Below are 24,619 nucleotides of genomic sequence, written 5' to 3' on the forward strand. Positions count from 1 at the left end.
GAGGTACGCTACCAATGATTGAGGGTTGATATTTGGACGATCAATTATAACTTCTCTGACTTATCGCTAACATTTATCTTAAGTAAGTGTGAGAGTGTATTGGCTCTTGAATTAGCGGAGGCAGATATGGAATTTACAGAGCTGGATCGAAACGCGCTCTACGACATCTGGATGTCACAAAAAGCCAAAATGCACATCACTCAAATGGAAATGGCGAAGCGCCTTGGTTTGAGTCTACACGAGTTTTCTGGCTTGTTACGTGGTAATTCTCCACTGACGCTAGGTTTTGTAAAACAGCTATGCGAGCAGCTACATGTACGTCCTGGTCAGGTGATTCCGTCTTTGACGGAGCGTGACCTATCTGCATCTGGTACCGTTTATTTATAAAATCGTGTGACGGTGGATGGCGATATCAGTAACGTGTTTATCGACGGAAACCAAGTCGTGATCGAGTACGTTCACCAAGTTAGCTAGCTTGCTCGTCAAATTATCGGGTTGAAGAGCAATAAAAAACGAGCCACTGTTGGCTCGTTTTTTCGTTTCTGTTTTGCTCGATTGCAAAGATTATGGGATTTTCACTAGCGAATCGCGTGAAAGATCCGCGATAGACTTAGCGCCAGTCAGCGTCATTGCTACACGCATTTCTTTATCGTACAGATCCAGTAGATTTTCAACGCCTGCTCCGCCTTGTGCTGCCAATGCGTACACAAATGAACGGCCAAGAAGCGTACAGTCTGCACCAAGTGCGAGCATACGAACGACATCAAGACCAGTACGAATACCAGAGTCTACGAAGATCTTAAGATCACCTTTTACCGCATCCGCAATGCTTGGTAGTGCTTTAGCGCTTGAAAGTACGCCATCTAACTGACGGCCACCATGGTTAGATACCACAATGCCGTCCGCGCCGAAACGTACCGCATCTTTCGCGTCTTCTTCATCTAGAATGCCTTTGATAACCATTGGACCATCCCAAAAATCACGAATCCACTCAAGATCTTTCCAGGAGATAGAAGGGTCGAAGTTTGCGCCTAACCAGCCGATGTAATCTTCTAGCTTTGTTGGTTCGCCACGATAAGTTGAGATGTTACCTAAGTCGTGCGGTTTACCAAGTAGACCCACATCCAGCGCCCAGCTTGGGTGGCGCATCGCCTGGAATACACGACGCATGGCCGCGTTAGGGCCACTCATACCTGAATGCATGTCACGGTAACGTGCGCCAGGAACTGGCATATCAACGGTAAACACCAGCGTTGTTACGCCTGCTGCTTTTGCACGCTCAAGTACGTTCTTCATAAAGCCACGGTCTTTAAGTACGTAAAGCTGGAACCACATTGGACGTTCAATTGCAGGTGCGACTTCTTCAATCGGACAAACCGAAACAGTCGACATAGTAAACGGGATGCCTTTTTTCTCGGCTGCTTTTGCTGCTTGCACTTCGCCTCGGCGCGCGTACATACCAGTTAGACCAACAGGAGCTAGCGCGATTGGCATTGCCAGTTTCTCACCGAAGATCTCGGTTTCGAGGCTCAAATCTGTCATATCGCGTAGGACGCGTTGGCGAAGAGCGACATCACCTAAATCGTCAGTATTACGCTTCAGCGTGCGTTCGTCGTAAGAGCCGCCATCAATATAATGGAATAGAAACGGGGGAAGCTTGGCTTTCGCGGCAGCGCGGTAGTCAGTAGAAGCTGAGATAATCATAATGGTGTCCTAGCGGTTATTCTAAGCAAAGTTGTGGAGCAATTTGCTCTTTCGTTGAGCCTTCATCGCAAAGCAGTGAAGACATCAAAATGAGTATAGTTACCTATGGTTCACTTACGTTTGAATCGGTGATGTTGGTAACCCATTTACATAATTGGTTGAAAAATTTTATTAAATCACTCAATCAGTTATGCAAACTGGAAAGGGTGACACAGCTGTCGGGGGAATTGATGTAGCAAGCTAAATCAACATGTCGGGGTAGTAGTGCAGACAGCTGTGTCAAATTAGGCAGGGCTGTAAACCCTGCATTTCGCGTTACTTCATTAAGACATCTGTCATTTGGAAGCCATAAATCAGCACCAATCCAATAATGCCTGTCATTACAATGTAGTAGAACGTAGGGATAATCGTTTTACGCAATGTTGCGCCTTCTCGACCAAGCAAACCTACCGTGGCTGATGCGGCAACAACGTTGTGAATCGCAATCATGTTACCTGCAGCAGCACCGACGGCCTGGAGTGATACAACAATCACACTCGAAATAGACAACGTTTGTGCCACTTCGAATTGGAACTGGCTGAACATCATATTTGATACCGTGTTTGAGCCAGCGATGAACGCACCCAGTGCACCAACGGTGGCACTCAGCGCTGGGAACGCAGAACCAACAAGGTCAGAGGCGAAGTTTGCGGTTGTGACGGGCATACTTGCTAGGTCAGCACCGTTGATGCCTGAGTTGATAAAGATACGAACCATCGGAATGGTAAATACCAAGACAAAACCCGCCCCAATCAGTGTTTTGCTTGACTCGCCAAACGCTTCACGCAATGGCTTTACACTGCCGCTTTGTAACATTGCAGCAAGTAGTGCGACAAACACCAGAATGCCTCCAGGAAGGTATAACGGCTGAATCGCAGCGCTAACGCCAGTCTCACCAAGAATGTTGCTGAACGACAAACTTACGCTTTGTACAAAGCCTTTCAGCTCAGGGCTTACGCGGCTTGCGACGAGAATAACTGCCAGCATTACATATGGAACCCAAGCTTTTACGATGCTCATTGGCTTGCCCGGATTGTCGTTTAGATCGACTTTTAGCGAGCCTAACCACTCTGCAGGCCACTTGTCTTCGCTTTCGAAATCCCACTTAGTCTTTGGTACTAAGAAGCCTTTTTTCGCTGCGGTAACAACGATAGACAGACCAACCAAACCACCGATAAGTGAAGGGAACTCTGCACCTAAGAAAACACCGGTTAACGCGTATGGAACGGTGAAAGAGACACCAGCGAATAGTGCAAATGGTAGAATATCCAGACCTTCACTCCAGCTTCTGTTCTTGCCGAAGAAACGTGTTAACATCATCGCCATTAATACTGGGATCATCGTACCTACGACTGCGTGAATGACAGCAACGTGCGCTGTGATATCTTGCAGGTACATTTCCCACGTTGCACCTTGTGCGGCCAACGACTCACTGATGTTATGGGTGTCTAAACCTTTGTTTACACCTACGATGATAGGCGTGCCTACCGCGCCGAATGAAACAGGCGTTGACTGAATCATCATGCCCATAAGGACAGCGGCTAGCGCAGGAAAGCCGATTGCAACCAGTAGTGGTGCAGCGATTGCTGCCGGGGTACCGAACCCAGATGCGCCTTCAATGAACGAGCCAAAGCACCAAGCAATGATGATGGCTTGTACACGGCGGTCAGCCGAAATATCGGTAAATCCATTACGGATTGTGGTGATCGCTCCAGTGTGTTTTAAAGTGTTGAGCAAGAAGATGGCACCAAACACGATCCATAGAACAGAGACAGTAATGCCGAGTCCTTGGAATACGGAGGCCAGTACGCGATTGGCTGACATATCCCAAAACATAAGTGCGATAGCGACGGTTAGACCGAACGCAACAGGCATGGCTTTTTTAGCAGGCCAGTTGAGACCAACCAATAAGATGGCGGCAACAACAATTGGCGAAAATGCCACTAGGGCAAGTAGGGTTTCACTCATTTGTACATCCTTCGTACGCTGACTTCTCGAACGGTGTCAATCCGCTGTAGAGGTGACTTTTTGTTGTAATGGTTTTGTTAATTTGGCGTGAATTTACTCCTTTATTTTTTGTTGATATAGGGAAATAATGAAAATAATTAATTCCAAAAGTGACATAATGGTATGAGAGCAGACGACTTAATTCTATTTTCTCAAGTAATCGAACTTGGCAGCTTTAGCAAGGTTGCAGAGGCAAATAACCTTACAAATTCGGTAGTTAGCAAAAGAATGGCGAGGTTGGAGGAAGAAATAGGGGCTCAGCTATTATATCGAACAACGCGCAAATTAACCTTGACTGAGGCAGGTAAGGTGTTACTCCACAGTGCTAAAAATGTGAAGCAGGCCACTCAGGAGGCTATGGATGCTGTTGCAGGCTTTGGAGAGAATGTGAGCGGTCATATAAAAATGTCCGTGCCGTGTATCTCTGGAGATTTGATACTTGCTGATGCTGTTGCCGAGTTTTGTAACCTTCATCCGGGTCTGACTGTGGACATGTCATTGGATAACCGCTTTGTCGATTTAGTGGCTGATGGTTACGATTTAGTCATTCGAACTGGCTACCTAGCCGACTCCAGTTTGATCGCACGACATATTCTCGATTCCCAATGGGTGGTATGCGCGTCCCCTTCATATATCGCTAAAAATGGGAAACCGATCGAGCCGATTGATCTCACCACGCACAATTGTCTGCAATACGCTTACCAAACCACAGGTGCAACGGATTGGGAGTTTAAAGGAGAAGATGGCAATTACATCGTCAAAGTATCGGGCTGCTTTTCTACTGATAACGCGACCGCATTACGTAAAGCCGCTCTGGGCGGCCATGGTATAGCTTACGTCCCGCGATGCTTGGTGTATCATGATATTCGCAATGGCCAACTGGTGGATATTTTTCCTGAACTAGTAGGTAAAAAGTTGGGTATCTACGCGGTGTATCCGTTTACTCGTCAACCACCGAACAAAGTGAAGCTGCTTATTGAGCACATTCGTGACCGGTACTTAACGATATCTCATTATTTCTAGGTTCTTCATAGATTTAAAACAATGTCGTTGAAATCAAAATTGGGTGCTCTAAGGTAATCACCGCAATAAAACGATTGAAGATAAACAACTTAATAAAAACAACGGAGTAACACGGACGTTATGCATTACCCAAAAACACGTAAAGATTCTGTCGTGGACACTTATTTTGGTCACGACATTGCCGACCCTTATCGCTGGTTAGAAGATGATCGCAGTGAAGAAACCGCACAATGGGTTTCGGGTCAAAATTCGGTCACCTTCGATTTCCTTGGTCAGATACCGTACCGCCAACAAATCCGTGACTTAGTGGCGAACAGTCAAAACTACGAAAAATATTCCCAGCCATTTGTACGTGGTGACTACACCTACTTCTACAAAAACGACGGTTTGCAAAACCAAAGTGTATTGTATCGACGTAAAGGCGAGGGAGAAGCCGAGGTTTTCCTTGATCCAAATACTTTCTCCGAAGAGGGCACGACCTCTCTTGGCGAAGTCAGCTTCTCTAAAGACTACCGTTTGGTCGCGTATTCCATCTCAGAAGGGGGCAGTGATTGGCGTAAGATCTTTGTAATTGATACGGAAACCAAAGAACAGCTAGAGCCTGAGATTGTTGATGCGAAGTTTACGTCGATTTCTTGGCTGGGCAGCAAAGGCTTCTATTACTCAAGCTACGATAAGCCGCAAGGCAGCGAGTTGTCTGCTCGAACTGAGCATCACAAGCTTTATTATCATGAACTTGGTACACCTCAATCTGAAGATAAAGTGATTTTCGGTGAGTTGGATACGCAAGTTCATCGTTATGTGTCTGGTACGACGACGACAGATGATCGCTTCCTCATTATCTCTGGCGCAGAATCTACATCGGGTAATCGTCTGTTTTATATTGATTTACAGTCTGAGTTACAGGCAATTGTGACGCTGCGCGAGACAACGCAAGGAGACACCTACTTAATTGATAGCCAAGACGCAACCTTGCTGCTTTACACCAACCTAGACGCGCCGAATGGCAAAGTTGTCAGCTACAACACTCAGACAGAACAATGGGCTGACGTGATTGCTGAACAAGAACAGCCGTTAGAAATCAGCAAAGGTGGCGGTTATCTGTTTGCGACTTATATGGTAGATGTGCTTTCTAAAGTGCAGCAGTTTAACTACCAAGGTGAGTGGATTCGAGATGTACAATTGCCGGGAGAAGGCACGGCTTATGGTCTGGCGGGTAAAAAAGAAGAAACCACACTTTATTACACATTCACTAACTACGTGACGCCTCCGACGATCTTCTCATTTGATGTCGAATCTGGTGAATCGACACTGTTTCAGGAATCAAAGGCACCGTTCGATCGTAATGAGTATGAATCAAAACAGGTGTTTTATACCTCAAAAGACGGCACGCAAGTTCCGATGATCATTTCATACAAGAAGGGAATTGCACTTGATGGTAGAGCACCAACCATGTTGTATGGTTACGGCGGTTTTAACATCAGCCTCACTCCAATGTTTTCTGGCAATGTAGCCAACTGGCTAGAGTTGGGTGGTATATACGCTGTCGCCAACATGCGAGGCGGCGGTGAATACGGTAAAGCCTGGCACAACGCAGGCACTCAGCAGCAAAAGCAAAACGTGTTTGATGACTTTATTGCGGCGGCGGAATACCTGATTGAAAACGACTACACTAGCTCGGATCGCCTAGCGATTCGCGGTGGTTCTAATGGTGGTTTGTTAGTTGGAGCGTGTATGACGCAACGCCCTGAACTATTCAAAGTCGCGCTGCCTGCGGTTGGCGTGCTTGATATGCTGCGTTATCACACGTTTACTTCTGGAGAAGGCTGGAAGTATGACTATGGCACGTCGGAGCAAAGTGAAGCGATGTTCCAATACTTGCTTGGTTACTCTCCTGTTCACAATGTAAAAGAAGGCGTGCAATATCCTGCTACCTTGGTGACAACTGCTGATCACGACGACCGAGTTGTGCCAGCACATTCGTACAAATTTATTGCGGAGCTGCAAGACAAACAGCAAGGCGCTAATCCAGTATTAATACGCATTGATGTCAATGCAGGTCATGGTGCAGGAATGCCGCTGAGTAAGCAAATTGACCTCACCACAGACATGTATGCATTTACGTTACATAATATGGGTATTGAGTCGATTTAATGCCCTAGTTGTTCGAAGCTTCTGAGAATAAAAAAATGCCGCGACAGTGTCGCGGCATTTTTCATGGTTGGGGGAACTCAATTCATACTGTTTGCCAGTATTTGAGCCAGGTTGACTAAGTCTGACTCTTGAACCAACCAGTCTCGGCGGCCAAACCGAAAGGCAGCTACGCCATTCTTAAGACAAGATGAATTTATCACCTTTTCTTAATCCTAGTTTATGAATATGAAACTGTGATGAACCTAAGCCGCATTGTGCTGATTTTCACTGTTTTCAAGATCAAATGAGGCATCTATCAGTTTTTTCGTGTAGTCATTTTTAGGGTTTTGGAAAATCTTTTCGGCCGTACCTTGTTCCATGACCTCGCCCTTTTGCATGACTAGAACACGATCAGAGAGTGCTTTAACTACTGATAGATCGTGGCTAATAAACAAGTAGCCAATATTGTGTTTTTTCTGCAAATCTTTCAGAAGGTCAATCACTGTCAGTTGCACCGAGCGGTCTAATGCAGAGGTTGGCTCATCAAGCAGAATAAACGAAGGTTCAAGGATCAGTGCTCGCGCGATAGCGATACGCTGACGCTGGCCTCCTGAAAACTCGTGCGGATAACGGTTGATGGACGCGGGATCTAAGCGGACCTCACGGAGCACGTCGCGCGCTTTCTGCATACGTTCTTTTTTACTCAACATTGGTTGGTGGACAGTTAATCCTTCTGTGATGATCTCGCCGATAGTCATACGAGGAGAAAGCGAACCATAAGGGTCTTGGAATACCATCTGAACGTCTTTTTTCAGCTCAAAACGTTCTTTGTTTGTCAGCAAGGCCATATCTTGGCCTTTATATTCTATTTTGCCAGTTGAGGGCAGAAGACCTATCAAAGCTCGGCCGAGTGTAGACTTACCTGAACCGGACTCCCCAACGATCCCGAGGGTCTCTCCTTGTTTAAGCTCAAGAGAAATGCCTTTTACCGCTTCGAAGTACTCATTCTTGCTCGCAATAAAATGCGACTTTACCAAGAATTTGACTCGTATATCGTCGGCCTTTAAAAGCTGTGTAGCACTTTCGCTAATAGGCTCCTTACTGCCTTTAGGAATCGAGTTGATTAGCATACGTGTGTATTCGTGCTTTGGGTCCTCGAAGAGTGTTTGCGTTTCGCCTTCCTCGACGACTTCTCCTTTACACATCACAATGACACGATCTGCAAAGTGTTTTACGACGCCTAAGTCATGAGCAATAAATAGGATTGCCATGCCCATCTGAGCCTGAATTTCTTTAATCAGGTGCAACACTTCTGCTTGAACCGTGACATCCAACGCTGTTGTAGGTTCGTCGGCGATCAAAATATCGGGCTCGTTAATCAGTGCCATCGCAATCATGATGCGTTGCAATTGACCACCAGAAAATTCGTGTGGGTACTTGTTGTACGCTTTTTCTGGGTTTGGCATATGAACCAATTCAAACAGCTCTAACACCTTTGCTTTTGCTGTTCGTCTATCGACCGGGCGGTGACACATGATGGCCTCAGCGACTTGGATACCCACCCGCATGTACGGGTTTAGTGAGGTCATCGGCTCTTGAAAAATCATGCCAATGCGATCACCGCGAATACTTTGCATTTCACGCTCTGTTTTATCCAAGATGGAGCTACCCTCAAACATGATGGATGAGCTTTCATGCAAAATAGCGTTGTCTGGCAGTAGTTTCATCAGTGCATTGGTTGATACTGACTTGCCAGAGCCAGATTCGCCAACGATGGACAGCGTCTCGCCTGCTTTTAAATCGAAGCTAACATTCTTTACTGCATCGACGATCCCATCGTTTGTCGTAAAGCTGACTGATAGGTTGTTCACCGAAAGAATGGTTTTAGAAGACATCACAGATCCTTGTGGTTGATAAAGCAAATGATACTCAAGCAATGGACAGTACAAACCTAGCTGGCCTCAATGCTTGAGCTTTAGATTAATTATACAGGTGAGAAGGCGAAGCTTTTGCCGAACTCATTGCTTGCAAATGTAAGAACTGCTCATGCGCGCGCGTTACGTGCTCGAGTTCTATCATCCATTGAGCATTACGTTGGGCAGAGCAAAATGCCGCCATGTGAGCTAATAAGTCTTCGCTCTGTTGACCAAGTAGGTGACCTACGCGCTCAATCAGTTCATGGCTCTCTAGCTGCAAAAATTGAAATAGCGCGTAAGTTTGATTGAGTATTGAGAACGCATCATGCTGTAAGCCGAGTTTGTTGAGAATCTCTGATTGCGTCACGCTAGCATCTCTAAGTCCCGTAATGAGACATACAAATTGGCAAGGTTTAGTTTGTGCATTTTCTAGCGCTAAATGAATGTGGTTGGGTAGATTGTTGAGCACGTCGTCATATAAACGATGAGCTTCTGGCCAATGGCCTTGTTCCATCAGTTGCTCCGCTTTTAAGTAGCGCATCCAGCATTGCTCAATATTCATATCCATCTCCACAACATTTGATTTGTTTAGATATTAAATGAAATTGATTATCAATTGCAAGTGCGTGTTAATATCACTTATGTGTTCATAAAATGTCCAATCAATCTAGGGTGGAAGGTAAATCACTTAAAATTAAGCAAATAATCTCTACACTCAAATAACGAAAATAAGAAAAAAGGAAGTGGATATGGCAATACTAAGATTGGAAGCTAAGCAGCTATATTCTGTAGCAGATCTAGAGAATATGCCATGTAAGTCGACCAAGGAGTTACCTCCAATTGATGAAATTGTGGGCCAAGAGCGCGCGCAAAAAGCGGTCGAGTTTGCGATGTCCATCAAAGAGAAAGGGTATAACATCTACGCCATTGGTCAGAATGGACTAGGTAAACGCACCATGATCTTGCGCTATCTGAATCGTCACCAGCACGATGCAGCAGCCCTGTTTGATTGGTGTTACGTTGCGAACTTTGAGGATACCCGTACACCAAAGGTATTAAAGTTGCCTTGTGGTATCGGAAATAAGCTACGTGTTGATATTGAAGCTTTAATGGGCAAATTATTGAATGCTTTACCCCTAGCATTCGACAATGAAATGTACTTTAGCCGCGCTGAGCGATTAAAAAATCAATTGGCAGCTAAGCAACAAAACGAGCTGGATCGTATTAGTCGAGAGGCAAAAGAAAAGGGCATCAGCCTAACACTGACTACGCAGGGGGATTATCAGTTTGTCGCCATGAACGGTGATGAGCTTCATACGGAAGAGTCTTTTGATGTACTAAGCAAAAAAGAACAAGAGCAATTCAGCGATGCTATTGATGAACTCGAAGTGAGATTGCGCTCGATGGTTCGTGAGCTTACGGAGTGGGAAGAGACATACAGCGATAAAATCAAAAAGCTCAATGATGAAGTGACACTTGATGTGATTACTCACTTCATCAAAAAACTCAAAGTGGATTACGCGCAATATTCCGAAATCAAAACCTACTTAACTGAGCTGCAAAAAGATATTGTTGAAAACGCAGATATCTTCCTTGACCAAAGTGGCGAGCAAGGCGAAATTGCGACGGCATCCTTGGATAAAAAATTGCCACGTCGTTATAAAGTGAACGTCTTGGTAAGCCGTAAAAGCAGCGAATTTCCTATCGTTGTTGAAGAAAACCCCAACTATCATTCACTCTTCGGGTCGATTGAGACTGCCACTTTCAAGGGAACGGTGTTTACCGACTTCTCGCTGATTCGCGCAGGGAGCTTGCATAAGGCGAATGGCGGCGTTCTATTAATGGATGCTCAGAAAGTACTTGAACAGCCTTACGTTTGGGATGGTTTGAAGCGCGCATTGCGTGCTCGTCAATTGAGTTTTACGTCTCTAGAAAAAGAAGTCACATTGACGGGGGCGGTATCACTCGATCCTGAACCGATTCCGCTTGATATCAAAATCATCTTATTTGGTGATTACCGAACTTACCAATTACTCCAACATTACGATCCAGAGTTCAGCGAGTTGTTCCGCGTGACGGCAGATTTCGAAGACGAAATGAAACGTACGCCGGAGTCTGAGCTGCATTACGCGCGCTTTATCTCTAGCGTGGTGCATGACAACAATATGCTGCATTGCGATCGCAAAGCCATTGCTCGGATCATCGAATACAGCTCACGTTTGTCTGGCGACCAATCCAAGCTATCTCTACATTCGGCTAATATCGCCAACTTGCTTCGAGAGTCGAACTACGTTGCTCGTCAAGCCAACTCCAACATGATCCGTATTGGGCATGTTGAAGAGGCGCTCAATAACCAAGAAATGCGAGTAAGCCGATTACGCGATAACGTAATGGAAACCTTTATTAACGGCACAACGCTGATTCGCACCGAAGGAGAAGCCGTAGGCCAAGTGAACGCACTTTCGGTATTGAGCACTAGTGACTACATGTTTGGTGCACCGAATCGCATCACAGCGACGACGTGTTACGGTGATGGGGATGTTATCGATATCGAGCGCAGCGTGGATTTGGGGGGCAGTATTCACTCTAAGGGCGTAATGATTTTGTCTGCCTACTTATCTTCCGTATTTGGTAAAACGGCACGAGTGCCATTAACGACAACCATTACCTTTGAGCAATCTTATGGTGGTGTTGATGGTGATAGTGCCAGCATGGCTGAGTTATGTGCGGTTGTGTCTGCTTTTTCAAAGCAACCAAACCGACAAGACATTGCGATAACAGGGTCGATGAATCAATTTGGTCAAGCTCAGCCTATTGGTGGCGTAAACGAAAAGATCGAAGGCTTTTATGATGTGTGTGTAATTAAAGGTCGTCATGACGGGCAGGGAGTCATTATTCCGCGCTCTAATGTTCACAATCTAATGCTTCGTTCCGACATCGTGAAAGCAGTCGAAAAAGGCGAGTTTAATATTTGGGCGATTGACCATGTTACTGAAGCTATCGAATTGTTTACGGGGAAAGTTGCTGGTGAGCCAACCGATGAAGGCTCTTATCCAATCGATACCATTTTTGGCCTTGCTCAAGCTAAGCTCAATTCGTTGAGAAAATAGGCTGAAACCGTCCTAAATGTGAATGTATCTCATCATAAGTGATCATAAGTTATCATAACGACAATATCCCGACGCTACTGTCGGGATATTGTCAATAACAGATTGAAAATGGAGAGTTTTTGTACTAGACAAAAGTGTGATCGACCTCTAATATTCGCCACTTGTTTATTCGTCTGGGATTTATCCCGTCGCAAGGAAGCATAGATATTCAAACTGCCGAAAAGTAACGTTGTTATAGGCACTGCTCGAGTTTGTTTGGATATAGACATCACGCATACAACTGAGGCCCTGTCATGCAGTTATCACTGAAAAATTTGTCAGTACGAACGCAAATTTTGGTTCCGGTATTATTTACCGCGATTGTTTTGTTTATTGCTCTTTGGATTACTAAAAACAATCTTCAAGCAGAGCAAGATGTTATTGCTTCCAACCAAGAATCTTTGGTTTTTCACAAAGACACATTGGCGAGTATTGACGACCAAATTTACCCTCTGCGCATAAGCGCGGTTTACGCTATTTACGATGCTTCTCGTCGTGAGAATTTTCTAACCGAATTGAAAGAAGGCTTAAAGCAAGTTGATGCCGATTTAAGCGCAATTGAAGCCCGAAACCTATTCCGTGACGATGCCGTTAAAGTTCGCCAAGCAATTGAATCCTATGTGCGATATTCAGAGCGCTCAGTTGCTTTCTTCAACCAATACGATCAAGGTTTGAAATCGGATAGCGAGTACCGTGCATTTGTCAAAGAGTATCGCAATGTTGGCCGAGAAATGGTCCAACAAATTAACACGCTATCAAAGCATGTAAACGAGCAAGCTGAACAATCTACTATCAGAAGTCATCAGCAAAATGAACGTGTGCAAAATAACGCTATGTTGACGGTTTTAGCGGTATTTGCTTTCTCATTGATAGGCGCTTGGTTCCTATCTGGCATGATTGTTACACCAATCCAAAAGCTGCAAGAAGTGATGCGTCAGTTAGCAATGGGTAATCTATCAGTACGTGCAGATGTCGATGGGGACAATGAGATCTCTAAGCTGAGCAAAGATGTAAACCAAACCGCAGAGCAGTTATACAACACTGTGGACCAGTTAACCCGTATTAGTGAGGAAGTTGCATCTGCATCGACCGAATTAGCTGCGGTAATGACGCAAGCGGAAGCGAACGCTCAACAAGAGTTGGCGGAGATCGAGCAAGTTGCATCTGCGGTTAACGAGCTTGCAAGTACTGCGAATAATGTGAGTGATAACGCGACCTCTGCTGACGCAACAGCGCGTGAAGCTGATGGACTTGCTCAATCAGGTTTGGCTATCTTCCAAGAAAGTGCGGAAGCAAGTGCGCAAATGTCTCAAGCATTGAACGATGCAGCGCAAGTTGTTTTGCGTCTAAAAGAGCAATCTGTACAGATCAACGATGTTATTGAAGTGATTCGCGGCGTATCTGAGCAGACCAACTTGCTAGCATTGAATGCTGCGATTGAAGCGGCGCGAGCTGGTGAGTCTGGTCGTGGTTTTGCGGTAGTAGCTGATGAAGTACGCATGCTAGCAGCGCGTACTCAAGACTCGACACAAGAGATCCAAACGATCATTGAAGAGCTTCAAGCGCAGTCTGGGCTGGCGAATGACAGTATGCAAGTCAGCCTTGATATGCTTAGCCGCAACAACGAGCTGACGCAACAAGCGAATGAAGCGTTGGTTGGAATTACCGAGTCGGTCGCCAACATCAACGATTCAAACACGCAAGTAGCAACCGCAGCCGAAGAGCAGTCTCAAGTTACTCAAGATATCAATCGCAACGTGGTTAACATGTCGGAGCTTGTAAACCAAAATGTAGCGGGCATCAGCCAGAGTGCAAGTGCGAGTACTGAGCTTTCATTACTTGCAGAGAAGCAGAAAGAGCAATTAAGTTTCTTTAAGCTTTAATTCATCATCTACTTATCAAATCTCTAAATCCCTGAGTGAATGCTCAGGGATTTTTTTGTTTGCAATAATCGGATTTATTATCAATAAGTCTATCTAAAACAGTCAGTTAACAAGATTTTTTTTGCGGGCAATATCACGTTTTGTGATATTGTTTTTACATTTTTTTCGTCAATTTTTTTTTGACGCGAACATTTTTTTTAACTCAACCGATAACTTGATGGTTGAGAGGTATTCATATCGTCATTTTAAGTGGTGTTTTCTTCTATAAGCGCTGTTTATTCAACACGTTGCGTGAAAAATAACAGCTGCTACTATGCCGCCAGTTTTCTCGTTGGTACAGAAAAGTCCTGTTTTTCTGGTGAGAAAACACATATAAAACAATGATATGGAAAATAACAATGAAATTAAAAACTTTAGCTGTAGCAGTGGCGCTAATGGCATCAGGATCTCAAGTTGTCGCTTCAGAACTATACAACCAAGATGGCACTTCTCTTGAGATGGGCGGCCGCGCTGAAGCGCGTCTTTCTATGATGGATGGTAAGGCAGAAGACCGTACTCGCATCCGTCTTAACTTCCTAGGCAAACAGGAAATCAATGAAAACCTATACGGCGTTGGTTTTTGGGAAGGTGAGTTTGTAACTAAAACTTATGATGTATTTGATTCTAAAGGTAACAAAGTTGGTGAGACAGATAGTCTTGAAACTCGTTACGCTTATGCGGGTCTGGGTGGCAAATACGGTGAAGTAACTTACGGTAAAAACGACGGCGCACTAGTGGTTCTTACTGACTTTACTGACATTATGGCTTACCACGGTAACACAGCAGCACTTAAACTGCCTGTTTCTGACCGTACAGATAACATGCTGTCTTACAAAGGCCAATTCGAGCAACTAGCTGTACGCGCTAGCTACCGTTTTGCTGATCGCACAACAGATGCACAAGGCTTTACAGACAACGAGGAAGATGGCTTCTCTCTATCTGGTGTTTACGCGTTTGCTAACACTGGTTTTGAACTAGGTGCTGGTTACGCAGATCAAAACGACAGCGATGAGTTCATGCTGGTAGCTGCATACTCTGTAGGTGACTTCTACTTCGCTGGTAACTACACTGGCGCGGATATGGATGTTGCAGGTAAGACTTTTGATTACAAAGGCTACGAACTAGCCGCTGCTTACACTATGGGTCAAACTGTATTCACTTCTACGTTCAACAAAGGTGAACTAGAAGACGCAGATACTGTAGAAAACCTAGCTGTTGATGTAACTTACTACTTCAAGCCTAACTTCCGTGGCTACGCATCATACAACTTCGATCTAATGGATAACGAAGGCGCGGCTGAAAAAGATGAGCTAGCGCTAGGTCTACGTTACGACTTCTAAGTCATGACTCTTATCTAAGATACTGCCTTATTCTTAGTAAATAAAAACCCCTTACTGAAAAGTAAGGGGTTTCTTGTTTTCTAGCACTTCAAAGCTTCTTGATAAGCGATAGGGGTTATCAAATCTATCTTTTTAGTGTGAGCTTAGTCCCATCAAATTTGAGGTGACTGAGGAGGTTTTTAGCGTTGTTTTTACCAACCTCATCAAACTCCATTCCGTAGCGAGCATAGTGCGTTGATTTTTGTAAATTACAAATACGACCTCGCAACGGCGCTAGCATACGACTTTCTCCGGGCATCGTTAGATCCAATGAAACGTGGTCACCAACCTGAAGTGGTCGGCTCATTGGTGATGTTACAAAACGACAGCCACTACGAGATAAATCTCTTATTTCGCATTCAGTTCGATAGGCTTCTAAACAAACACGCGCTCTCAAATTTACTTCGTAACGCACTTCTTTGCGAAGCTGAAAGACCTGCATAGTGTTGGGTAGGTCTAGCACCAAAATTGGGTACGGATCGCCTAGTCGATGCTGTAATTGGGCCCGAAATGGAATAACGGCCCCTTCACCTCGATGAGAGTAGGCTTTTACATTGATCCAAAAGCCTTCCTGAAAATAGAACTTCAAGTCTTCATCGGAGATGTTCGGAACCTCTATCAATGCAGTATTATTTGAGTGACAGCCAACAAATGTGCTGGTTGTAATAAACTTTGTACCAACGGGGGTGGTGACGTTTAAGCTCACTTCACTGCCATGTTCGACCATTGCCATTGCATCGGTGCTATTTAATGTACTTGCCTGACGTTCTGGTGCCTTCTTGCTTTGCAGAGGTAGTTTGCCGTCTCTGGCAATTGGGCTCATATTTCTCATTATAATTGTCGTACCTGATGTAAGAAGGTAATCGCGTGAGGCGAAGCAGCACTCTCGCATGGTATCGATTTTATTCAGTGATATAGTTTGATTCAATCAATCTGTAACAAAAATTAGAGAGCAAGATATGCATAAAGTAACTCATGAAGCCACGAATAGTACATTCTGGGTTGATTTAGAGCAGGGCTATAAAGCCAAGGTGATTTACCAGCTTGAGGGTAATGTCATGCACATTACATCAACGGTTGTTCCTGAAGCACTGCGAGGTAAGGGGTACGGAAAAGTGATGATGGAAGCGGTGTTGCCAGAAATTGAGTCACTCGGTTATCAAATCAAACCAGTTTGCCCATATGTTATTCACTATATGGAGAAGAACCAAACGTGGTCACATCTGCTCGCATGATGAGTAACAACCACCAATGCTACCAAAATATTGGCCAGGAACTCAATCTCGGTAATTACCGCTCTGTAGAAGTCATACAATCGCTATGGGGAGGCTATGGGGAGTTAGTCCGAGTTACTTATTCACTTCGTTCGGTGATCATTAAGCATGTAAAACTCCCTAAGCCTTCAGAGCATCCTAGAGGCTGGAATACGGACCGTTCTCATCAAAGAAAGTTGCACTCTTATCAGGTGGAAGTAAATTGGTATGAGTATTTTTCCGGAGGGGTGGATACTCGCTGCCGAGTACCACAAGGTCTAAAAACGTTCCAATCGGAGAATGAATGGCTCATTGTGATGGAAGATCTCGCCGAGGTGGGCTTTCCAAAAGTCATCACAGATGCACAGCTAAAGCATCTACAAGCCTGCCTCACTTGGTTGGCGAACTTTCATGCGCGATACATCGATGTTCGTTCTGATAAGTTGTGGCATATCGGTACATACTGGCACTTAGCAACCAGACCCGACGAGCTTGAAGCATTGCAAGACACTGAGCTACAAAATGCGGCTCAATTGATTGATCAAACGCTTTCGCAAGCTAAGTTTAAAACACTAGTACACGGTGATGCCAAATTGGCGAACTTCTGTTTTGATGAAGAAGAATCAAACGTTGCTGCGGTTGACTTTCAATACGTTGGATGTGGGTGTGCCATGAAAGATGTGGCACTGTTTATGAGTAGTGCCGTTAAGCCAGAACGTTGTGCAGAGATGGAAGTTTGGGTTTTGGATACGTATTTTGCTCAGTTGCAACACGCGCTAATGGGCTATCAACCGAATCTTGACCCTAATGAAGTCGAGCGTGAATGGCGTCCTTTGTTTGCTGTGGCTTGGGCAGACTTTCAGCGCTTTGTGAAAGGTTGGAGTTCCGACCACTGGAAGATCAATCCCTACACAGAAGCATTGACTCGCAGAGCGTTGGCTTACTTACGAAAGTGAGTCGAAGTTTAAAAAGAAAAGCCTCCAATTAGTAGGAGGCTTTGTTTTATCTTTGGCCTGGTCTGATGCGCGCCATGTAATAGGTATTGATGAATTCACCATCACGGAAGGAACCGTCAATCGCTTCACCTTCAATTTGAAATCCATGCTTTTTATAAAGCCCAATGGCGGCGTCGTTATCGGCATTGACCTCTATCTGAATTCTTCTCACATTTAACCAGTTATCTGCTAGTTCAGTGACTGTTTCTATCAATTTGCTACCAATACCGAGTCCATGGAAACTATCATGTACTCCGATGCCAAACGATGCCGTGTGCATCGTTCTTGGACGTAGAGAGTGGTGAAAGCCAATATTTCCGACGACTTTACCATCAATTTCAGCGACATAGCTATAAACACCATCAGGTATGTTTGACAATCTTTCCACCCACATCGCGAGCGAAGGCTTTGGGAGTTGCAGGGTTTCACGTTGTGCTTTTGGTTGTGAATAGATTTCTACGAGTGCCGCTGCGTCTTCGACGGTCGTTGGACGTACGATAATTTCCATGCCTCTCTCCTTCGCTTTTTAGTTTTAATTTTTAATCTAACCACAGTTTTCTTATTTGGATAGTGTTTTTTTTATGTTTAATGGATAAATGCCTTTTAAATTAGCTTGTTATGATGTCATTTTTTGAATTTTTAGTAGTGATTTATCATCGAATTGAGCGAGTAGATTGCAAAGGTGTTGAATTATTGTACTGAGAATGGCGCGTACTGCAGAGTATCGTGGTGAATTTCATGTCGCAGTAAATAAACGCATTTAGTCAAACTGTGACGACGGCACTGTGCGTCAGTTGACTTGAATCAATAGAGGATGGGGTTACCTCCTATGAGGTATAGGGAAACGACACGTTTAGGGCTATTTATGCTTAACTTGATAAGGGAGTTTTGTTGAGGAAATAGCATGAAATCCTCTCAGTCTAAAATATCGCAAAGTCGGCGCCGATTTTTGCGTGATACAGCTCGAACTGCGGCTGGTGTTGGCGCAGCTGCGTGTGTATTGGGCTTACAATCGCTACAAAGCCAAGCTCGAGAAACCAAAGGTGTGCCTATTCGTCCGCCTGGTGCACTGCCGGAAGGCGATTTCGAATCAGCTTGTATTCGATGTGGCTTGTGTGTTCAGGCATGTCCTTACGATACCTTGAAACTTGCGACATTACTTTCACCCGTCGCGACTGGCTCACCTTACTTTACTGCACGCGATATTCCCTGCGAAATGTGCGAAGACACTCCTTGTGTTGTCGCTTGTCCGAGTGGGGCGCTGGATCCGAAACTAACCGATATTGATGATGCTCGAATGGGTACAGCGGTTCTTATTGACCATGAAACTTGCCTTAACTGGCAAGGGTTACGATGCGACGTTTGTTATCGCGTTTGTCCGCTGATTGATGAAGCCATCACGTTAGAGATGGTTCACAACGATCGAACTGGCTATCACGCCAAACTTATCCCTACAGTGAATTCCGAAGTGTGTACCGGATGTGGTAAGTGTGAACAAGCGTGCGTGTTGGATGTCGCTGCTATTAAAGTCGTCCCGACGGATTTGGCGAAAGGCAAAGTGGGCAGCCACTACAATTTTGGTTGGAAAGAGCTCGACAAACCACTCGAAAATATCCTCCCTAGTGAGACGCCTGTGCCGGAAGGTGCGCTTGAATCGCTAAAAGGAGGTAAGTAATGGCAAAGAATTTAGCTCAAAATGCTGGCAAAGAAGCGCTTGAAAAGCTTGGTTGGTGGCGCGCGCATCGGTTTTTGATTTTACGTCGGCTATGTCAGTTCACCATCATTGCGCTATTTATGGCTGGGCCGACGCTGGGAATTCTAACTGGTAATCTGTCATCAAGTATGTTGCTCGATACCGTGCCGTTAAGTGACCCGTTAATCGTGCTTCAAGCTTTGGCGACAGGGCATGTTCCGGAGTTTAATGCGTTGTTAGGCGTAGTGATTGTCGTGGTGTTTTACGCGATTTTGGCGCCGCGCGCATTTTGTGCTTGGGTGTGCCCGTTGAACATCGTGACAGACTTGGCGGCGTGGTTGCGTCGAAAGTTCAACATTAAAGCGAGCTATCGTTGGTCTCCCATGATTCGTTATTGGCTGATCCCTGTTTTGATGTTGGGCAGTGCGCTATCTGGCGCGATTCTTTGGACATGGTTAGATCCAGTTGCGGCACTGCATCGCGGGTTGGTGTTTGGTATGGGCGCAGGTTGGGTGCTAATCGCCCTAGTGTTTGTGTTGGATTTACTCTTGGTTGAGCATGGGTGGTGTGGGCACTTATGTCCACTGGGGGCTACCTATGGCGTGATAGGCCGAAAAAGCCTGTTGCGCGTTACTGCTGTTCGGCGCGAAGATTGCACCAAATGCATGGATTGCTTTTACGTTTGCCCAGAACCAGAAGTGCTTCGGCAGCCTTTGAAAGAGGGAGATCGTCGAGTTATGGATCAAAACTGCATTAGCTGTGGCCGTTGTTTGGATGTGTGTCCAGAACATGTGTTTGAATTTAAAAATCGCCTATCAGTAAAAGTCATTGATTAAGCCACTGAGCACATTTACTCATGCTTTAGTTCTCTTGATACTTGAACATCGCGCTTAGCCAAGGAATTGAGTGCGATGTTTATCTTCATAACAATATTCCTCAGCCATATCAGCTTGCTCTGGGTTGAAAATAATAATGATATTGCGAATTTGTTACATTTAAAGCTATGATGATGCCTTCATATTTAAAGGAAACATCATGACTACCTCATCGCACGGCTGGAGAACGCCGCAAAATTTCCTCCTGTTAATTTCCATTATCGTGCCCATTGCTTTTTCTACCTGGATGGCGTTGTTGAACAACTTTGTTATAGAGAAAGCAAACTTTGATGGTGCCGACATAGGCCTATTGCAAAGTGTGCGCGAAATTCCGGGTTTTTTGGCCTTTACCGCCGTGTTTGTATTGCTGTTTATCCGAGAGCAACGCTTTATGCTCGTATCTTTGGCGATGCTTACGCTTGGTACGGCATTAACAGGTTATTTTCCCACTTTGTACGGTCTACTTTTTACAACCTTGTTAATGTCCACCGGCTTCCATTACTTTGAAACACTCAAGCAGTCTTTGTCTTTACAATGGCTATCTAAAGAAGAAGCGCCAGAAATGCTGGGTAAGTTTATTTCTGTTGGAGCTTTGGCTTCTCTGTTTACCTACGGCGCCATTTGGGTTTCGCTCGAACAGCTCAAACTTGATTTTAAAACGGTCTATTTAATGGCTGGTGGTTTAGGTTTTGTGCTCATTTTGGTGATGGCATTTGCCTTCCCACAATTTAAGACAAAAGTGCCTCAGAACAAGAAGCTCATCCTGCGTAAACGTTACTGGTTATACTATGCGCTTACGTTTATGAGTGGAGCACGCCGTCAAATTTTTACGGTGTTCGCTGGTTTCTTGATGGTAGAAAAGTTTGGTTACTCCGCCGCAGATATTACGTTGCTGTTCCTGATTAACTATGTCTTTAACTTCTTGTTTGCGAAGCGAATAGGCCGTTTTATCGGCGTTGTAGGTGAGCGCAAAGCGTTGATGTTTGAATACGTCGGTTTGATCTTCGTGTTTGTCGGGTACGGTTTGGTGCAAACGGCTGAGTGGGCGGCAGCATTGTATGTTGTCGATCATCTATTTTTCGCGTTAGCGCTTGCGATTAAAACCTACTTCCAGAAAATTGCCGACCCAGCAGATATGGCGTCGACCGCGGGCGTTGCGTTTACGATTAACCATATTGCGGCGGTTGTAATACCTGTTACGTTTGGTGTGATTTGGCTGGTTTCACCTGCTAGCGTATTTTACATCGGCGCTGGTATGGCAGCAGTGAGCTTGCTGTTGTCACTCAATATTCCAGCGAAGCCGGAAGAAGGCAACGAAACTCGCTTGTTGAAGTGGAGTTAAGTTGGTACTCACTATCTAATCATTAAAGCGAATACCTGTAATTAGACTCGCTAAAAAGGGTGCTTATGCGCCCTTTTCTTTTTATTGCAAATAGATAATCCCTCCAATGGTTGTCAATGCATGCCACGTCCGTTAGGGTTTAGAACTAAGTATTTCGAAATAACTTGGGCATAACTGACGCGAAACAATAAGAGGGGAGCTATACAGTGCAGATACATGGCAGAGAGTTGGATTTAGATCTAGGAAGTCGTCACATCGTTATTCAGCGCCGCTATGAGGCGTTAGGTGCTGCAAACGACCTACTCATTGCTATTTGGTTTTTAATTGGTAGCTTTTTCTTTTTGAATGATTCGTTGATTGAAAGTGGTACTTGGCTTTTCATTGTAGGCAGTGCGCAGTTGATCATTAAGCCCCTGATAAAACTGATGAGTTTAGTTCATGTTGGTCGTTTGAATAAGCAACTTTCTGGCACATCAGCGAGCCGCTGAAATTACCGCTTCTTTTGAATACTTGCAAGCAAGAAGCCAACAGGCGAGTTATCGAGGGGAAAGACGGAAGATAACGTGGTCACAACACTAACCACGTTATGTTCAGTTTGAAGCTTCAGAATTTAAAACGGATACCAGAACAGTTGTGTGTCCATCACACGCTTGCTGATCGCAGCAATCACTATCACCGCAATCCCAGCCATGCAGATCATATCGGCTTTGGTCAGTGGTTTTAAGCTGTACCAAGTGCGAGAGGAGTGGCGGCCAAAACCACGTAGCGTCATCGCGTTTGAGATTTGATCGGCTCTGTCTAAACTAGAGAAAATCAGAGGTCCAAGAATCTTCGCGACGTTCTTCATACGATTGAACAACGGAGCCTTCTTGCTCAGTTCTACTCCGCGTGCTTGTTGCGCGTGCATGATGTTAACAAAGTCCTTTTTCACTTCCGGCAAGTAGCGCAGCGTTAAGCTTACGGCATAGGCGATTTTGTAAGGTACACCCAAGCGGTTCAAGCTGGCTGAAAACTCCGTCGGGTGAGTGGTAAATACAAACACCAACGCGATTGGAAACATGCTGAAGTATTTCAACGTCACTGTTACTAGGTAAAACAACGTCTCTTGAGTGAGCGAGTAATTGCCGGGTAACGAGAGTAAAACCGTTGATGAGCCCATGAACTCAGTACCTTGTTGCGGCGCTAACGCGAACATAAACAGGGCATTGATCAGTAATACCGTGCCTGTACCGAATAACAGCGGTTTGTAGACATGAAAGGGCACTTTGGTCATTTTCAATAAGCCTAAACCAAGCACGATCAACAGCGCGATGATTCGCAAGTCAAATGTGGTCAATACCACCGTTACCCAAGCAATGAAAAGCAAGAACTTAGTAATGCCATTCAACTTATGAAGTGGTGATTGGGTATCGATGTAGTTGATACCAAACTTCATTTTGTTGTCTTTCATGCCACAGCTTTCTCTGGTTGGTTTACGTCGTCGCTTTTTTGTTGGCGGTGCGCTTTTTCTACATTGATAAAGTGCTGCATAAAGCCATTGGTGTCCTCGATACCAACTTTCGTAGCCAACTCAAACAAACTTGTGGTAGTGAGGTTTGCTTGGTTTAGTAGCTCTGGACTGCTGAATACCTGCGTCATTGGTGCATCCGCGACTAATTTACTGTCTGCAATCACGATAGAGCGCGTAGTGTATTCCAGCACTAAATGCATGTCATGAGAGATGATCATTACGGTTACGCCCAACTCGCGATTGAGCTTTTCGATGAAACTCAGCATAGACGTGTAGTTTCGATAGTCCTGACCTGCCGTCGGTTCATCAAGGATCAGAAGCTCTGGTTCCAAGACCAAAATTGACGCAATGGTTACGCGCTTTTTCTGGCCATAACTCAATGCTTCGATTGGCCAGTGACGGTATTTGCTCAAACCGCACAGCTCTAGGACTTCAAGTACTTTAGCTTCGATTTGTTTCTCTTCAACGCCACGATTACGGAGGCCGAAGGCCACTTCGTCGAAAATCATGTGATGGGAAATCATGTGGTTCGGGTTTTGCATCACCACGCCCACTTTCTGGCTGCGCTCGAAGATGGTCAGTTCGTTTAGATCTTGACCATTCATGCCCATTGAGCCGCTATCCGCTTCAATAACGCCCATAATCAGTTTGGTGATGGTCGATTTACCCGAGCCATTTTTGCCAAGTACAGAGACAAACTCGCCACGCTTGATGTCAAAACTCACGTCTTCTAGCGCATTTTTCTCACCGTCGTAAGAATAGGTGAGGCCACGGACTTCAAGCAAAGTCTCGGCTGGCGTTTTAGGTGGTTGTGCTGTTGAACCATCAAACCATGCTTGTACTGCTGGTTTATATTGCTCCAACGGTAAGGTAGTTAAGCTAGAAGGTTTTGCATCGCCCTCAATCGCGCAGCCTGCTTCTTTCAGAGCCGAAATATAAAGCGGTTCGCGGATGCCGTAATCTTCTAGCAGAGGCGACGCTAAAATTTCATCTGGCGTTGTATCGGCAATGATTTCGCCGCTTTCCATCAAGATAATACGGTCAACTGAGCGATGCAGAACGTCTTCAAGACGATGCTCAATGATTACGATGGTTTTGCCCGTTTCGCGGTGTAGATCATCGATGATCTCGATGGTTTTTTTTCCCGTTTTAGGGTCAAGCGCAGCTAGTGGTTCATCAAACAAAAGGATATCGACATCATCGACGAGAATGCCCGCCAAAGAAACACGCTGTTTCTGCCCGCCAGATAAATCGTGGGGTGAGCGTTCTAGCATCTGTTCCAAGTCGACCATTTTGGCCGTGGCTTTGACCAATGGGTACATGTCGATATTTGAAGTTAGCTGGTTCTCCAGCGCAAATGCAATGTCTTCGCCAATGCTCAAACCGACAAATTGGCTGTCCGTATCTTGCAGTACGGTGCCAACTTGCTCAGTGTATTGGTGCATGTCGAAAGGGGCGGTGTCTTGACCATTGATGGTCAATGTTCCACTGGTTTCCCCTTTGATTGCGTGTGGGATCAGTCCGTTAAGACATTGCCCAAGGGTAGATTTACCACTACCACTTGGACCGATAATGACGATTTTCTCTCCTTTCTCTATCCTTAGATTGATATTTTTTAGCGTCGGTTTGTCCAGCGACTCATATCTAAAAGAGAAGTTAGAAAATTCGATTGTCATTCG

19 protein-coding genes and 1 pseudogene are annotated in these 24,619 nt (G+C 45.1%); 12 read left to right on the forward strand and 8 right to left on the reverse strand.

The features are described 5' to 3' along the window. Positions 1 to 126: 126 nt before the first annotated feature. Positions 127 to 474: pseudogene (locus tag R7M72_RS06455) on the forward strand (helix-turn-helix domain-containing protein). A 90-nt stretch (positions 475 to 564) separates the two neighbouring features. Here R7M72_RS06455 and lldD read toward each other — a convergent pair. Both lldD and R7M72_RS06465 read right to left on the reverse strand, forming a co-directional pair. After that, positions 565 to 1,704, reverse strand: a complete 1,140-nt coding sequence (lldD, locus tag R7M72_RS06460; protein ID WP_005383962.1) for an FMN-dependent L-lactate dehydrogenase LldD — start codon at positions 1,702 to 1,704, stop codon at positions 565 to 567. 315 nt (positions 1,705 to 2,019) lie between these two features. Continuing rightward, positions 2,020 to 3,711 carry an L-lactate permease gene (locus tag R7M72_RS06465; protein WP_005375111.1) on the reverse strand — a complete coding sequence of 564 codons (1,692 nt, stop codon included), beginning with the start codon at positions 3,709 to 3,711 and terminating at the stop codon, positions 2,020 to 2,022. A 162-nt stretch (positions 3,712 to 3,873) separates the two neighbouring features. On the opposite strand from R7M72_RS06465, the gene R7M72_RS06470 reads away from it, so the two are divergent. Continuing rightward, positions 3,874 to 4,773, forward strand: a complete 900-nt coding sequence (locus R7M72_RS06470; protein ID WP_005375112.1) for a LysR family transcriptional regulator — start codon at positions 3,874 to 3,876, stop codon at positions 4,771 to 4,773. Between the two features lie 120 nt (positions 4,774 to 4,893). Beyond that, a complete protein-coding gene (locus tag R7M72_RS06475; protein WP_315957272.1) occupies positions 4,894 to 6,927 on the forward strand; it encodes a prolyl oligopeptidase family serine peptidase in 2,034 nt (677 codons plus the stop codon). 242 nt (positions 6,928 to 7,169) lie between these two features. Here R7M72_RS06475 and R7M72_RS06480 read toward each other — a convergent pair whose 3' ends face one another. After that, complete coding sequence (locus R7M72_RS06480; RefSeq protein ID WP_318056110.1) at positions 7,170 to 8,801, reverse strand: ABC transporter ATP-binding protein; 1,632 nt, start codon at positions 8,799 to 8,801, stop codon at positions 7,170 to 7,172. An 85-nt stretch (positions 8,802 to 8,886) separates the two neighbouring features. Next, entirely contained in the window at positions 8,887 to 9,384 is a 498-nt protein-coding gene (locus tag R7M72_RS06485) for a hypothetical protein (RefSeq protein WP_017635485.1), read from the reverse strand. 187 nt (positions 9,385 to 9,571) lie between these two features. Between R7M72_RS06485 and R7M72_RS06490 the strand changes: the two genes are divergently transcribed. The 3 genes from R7M72_RS06490 (at position 9,572) to R7M72_RS06500 (ending at position 15,233) form a co-directional block, all read left to right on the forward strand. Then, a complete protein-coding gene (locus tag R7M72_RS06490; protein ID WP_005375118.1) occupies positions 9,572 to 11,932 on the forward strand; it encodes a Lon protease family protein in 2,361 nt (786 codons plus the stop codon). 293 nt (positions 11,933 to 12,225) lie between these two features. Then, the gene (locus R7M72_RS06495) at positions 12,226 to 13,854 is read left to right on the forward strand and encodes a methyl-accepting chemotaxis protein (RefSeq protein ID WP_005375120.1); all 1,629 of its coding nucleotides are present in this window, start codon (positions 12,226 to 12,228) and stop codon (positions 13,852 to 13,854) included. Between the two features lie 398 nt (positions 13,855 to 14,252). Further along, the gene (locus R7M72_RS06500; RefSeq protein ID WP_025768571.1) at positions 14,253 to 15,233 is read left to right on the forward strand and encodes a porin; all 981 of its coding nucleotides are present in this window, start codon (positions 14,253 to 14,255) and stop codon (positions 15,231 to 15,233) included. A gap of 124 nt (positions 15,234 to 15,357) precedes the next feature. Here the strand turns inward: R7M72_RS06500 and R7M72_RS06505 are convergent, their stop codons facing one another. Beyond that, complete coding sequence (locus tag R7M72_RS06505) at positions 15,358 to 16,104, reverse strand: flagellar brake protein (RefSeq protein ID WP_042521645.1); 747 nt, start codon at positions 16,102 to 16,104, stop codon at positions 15,358 to 15,360. 127 nt (positions 16,105 to 16,231) lie between these two features. Between R7M72_RS06505 and R7M72_RS06510 the strand changes: the two genes are divergently transcribed. Both R7M72_RS06510 and R7M72_RS06515 read left to right on the forward strand, forming a co-directional pair. Further along, entirely contained in the window at positions 16,232 to 16,507 is a 276-nt protein-coding gene (locus R7M72_RS06510) for a GNAT family N-acetyltransferase (RefSeq protein WP_104980147.1), read from the forward strand. Then, complete coding sequence (locus R7M72_RS06515) at positions 16,504 to 17,481, forward strand: ecdysteroid 22-kinase family protein (RefSeq protein ID WP_258475744.1); 978 nt, start codon at positions 16,504 to 16,506, stop codon at positions 17,479 to 17,481. The genes R7M72_RS06510 and R7M72_RS06515 overlap by 4 nt, the downstream gene beginning before the upstream one ends. Before the next feature lie 46 nt (positions 17,482 to 17,527). On the opposite strand, the gene R7M72_RS06520 is transcribed toward R7M72_RS06515, so the two are convergent. Continuing rightward, positions 17,528 to 18,028: a GNAT family N-acetyltransferase gene (locus R7M72_RS06520; protein ID WP_017820512.1), complete on the reverse strand. Its 501-nt coding sequence runs from the start codon at positions 18,026 to 18,028 to the stop codon at positions 17,528 to 17,530. Positions 18,029 to 18,424: 396 nt separating this feature from the next. Here R7M72_RS06520 and napG point away from each other — a divergent pair, with 396 nt between their 5' ends. The 4 genes from napG to R7M72_RS06540 all read left to right on the forward strand — a co-directional run bounded on the left by napG (position 18,425) and on the right by R7M72_RS06540 (position 21,918). Beyond that, positions 18,425 to 19,195, forward strand: a complete 771-nt coding sequence (gene napG, locus R7M72_RS06525) for a ferredoxin-type protein NapG (RefSeq protein WP_042521643.1) — start codon at positions 18,425 to 18,427, stop codon at positions 19,193 to 19,195. Continuing rightward, positions 19,195 to 20,049: a quinol dehydrogenase ferredoxin subunit NapH gene (gene napH, locus R7M72_RS06530; protein WP_047104522.1), complete on the forward strand. Its 855-nt coding sequence runs from the start codon at positions 19,195 to 19,197 to the stop codon at positions 20,047 to 20,049. The genes napG and napH overlap by 1 nt, the downstream gene beginning before the upstream one ends. 199 nt (positions 20,050 to 20,248) lie before the next feature. Then, positions 20,249 to 21,430 carry an MFS transporter gene (locus R7M72_RS06535; protein WP_005375129.1) on the forward strand — a complete coding sequence of 394 codons (1,182 nt, stop codon included), beginning with the start codon at positions 20,249 to 20,251 and terminating at the stop codon, positions 21,428 to 21,430. A 206-nt stretch (positions 21,431 to 21,636) separates the two neighbouring features. Continuing rightward, positions 21,637 to 21,918 carry a YrhK family protein gene (locus R7M72_RS06540; RefSeq protein ID WP_025768568.1) on the forward strand — a complete coding sequence of 94 codons (282 nt, stop codon included), beginning with the start codon at positions 21,637 to 21,639 and terminating at the stop codon, positions 21,916 to 21,918. A 122-nt stretch (positions 21,919 to 22,040) separates the two neighbouring features. Here the strand turns inward: R7M72_RS06540 and R7M72_RS06545 are convergent, their stop codons facing one another. After that, the gene (locus R7M72_RS06545) at positions 22,041 to 22,880 is read right to left on the reverse strand and encodes an energy-coupling factor transporter transmembrane component T family protein (RefSeq protein ID WP_005383942.1); all 840 of its coding nucleotides are present in this window, start codon (positions 22,878 to 22,880) and stop codon (positions 22,041 to 22,043) included. Then, positions 22,877 to 24,616, reverse strand: a complete 1,740-nt coding sequence (locus R7M72_RS06550; RefSeq protein ID WP_053303860.1) for an ABC transporter ATP-binding protein — start codon at positions 24,614 to 24,616, stop codon at positions 22,877 to 22,879. Before R7M72_RS06550 ends, R7M72_RS06545 begins: the two co-directional genes overlap by 4 nt. Between the last annotated feature and the right edge of the window lie 3 nt (positions 24,617 to 24,619).

Origin of the sequence: Vibrio sp. YT-18 (assembly GCF_033337345.1) — a bacterium.
Classification (GTDB): domain Bacteria; phylum Pseudomonadota; class Gammaproteobacteria; order Enterobacterales; family Vibrionaceae; genus Vibrio; species Vibrio alginolyticus.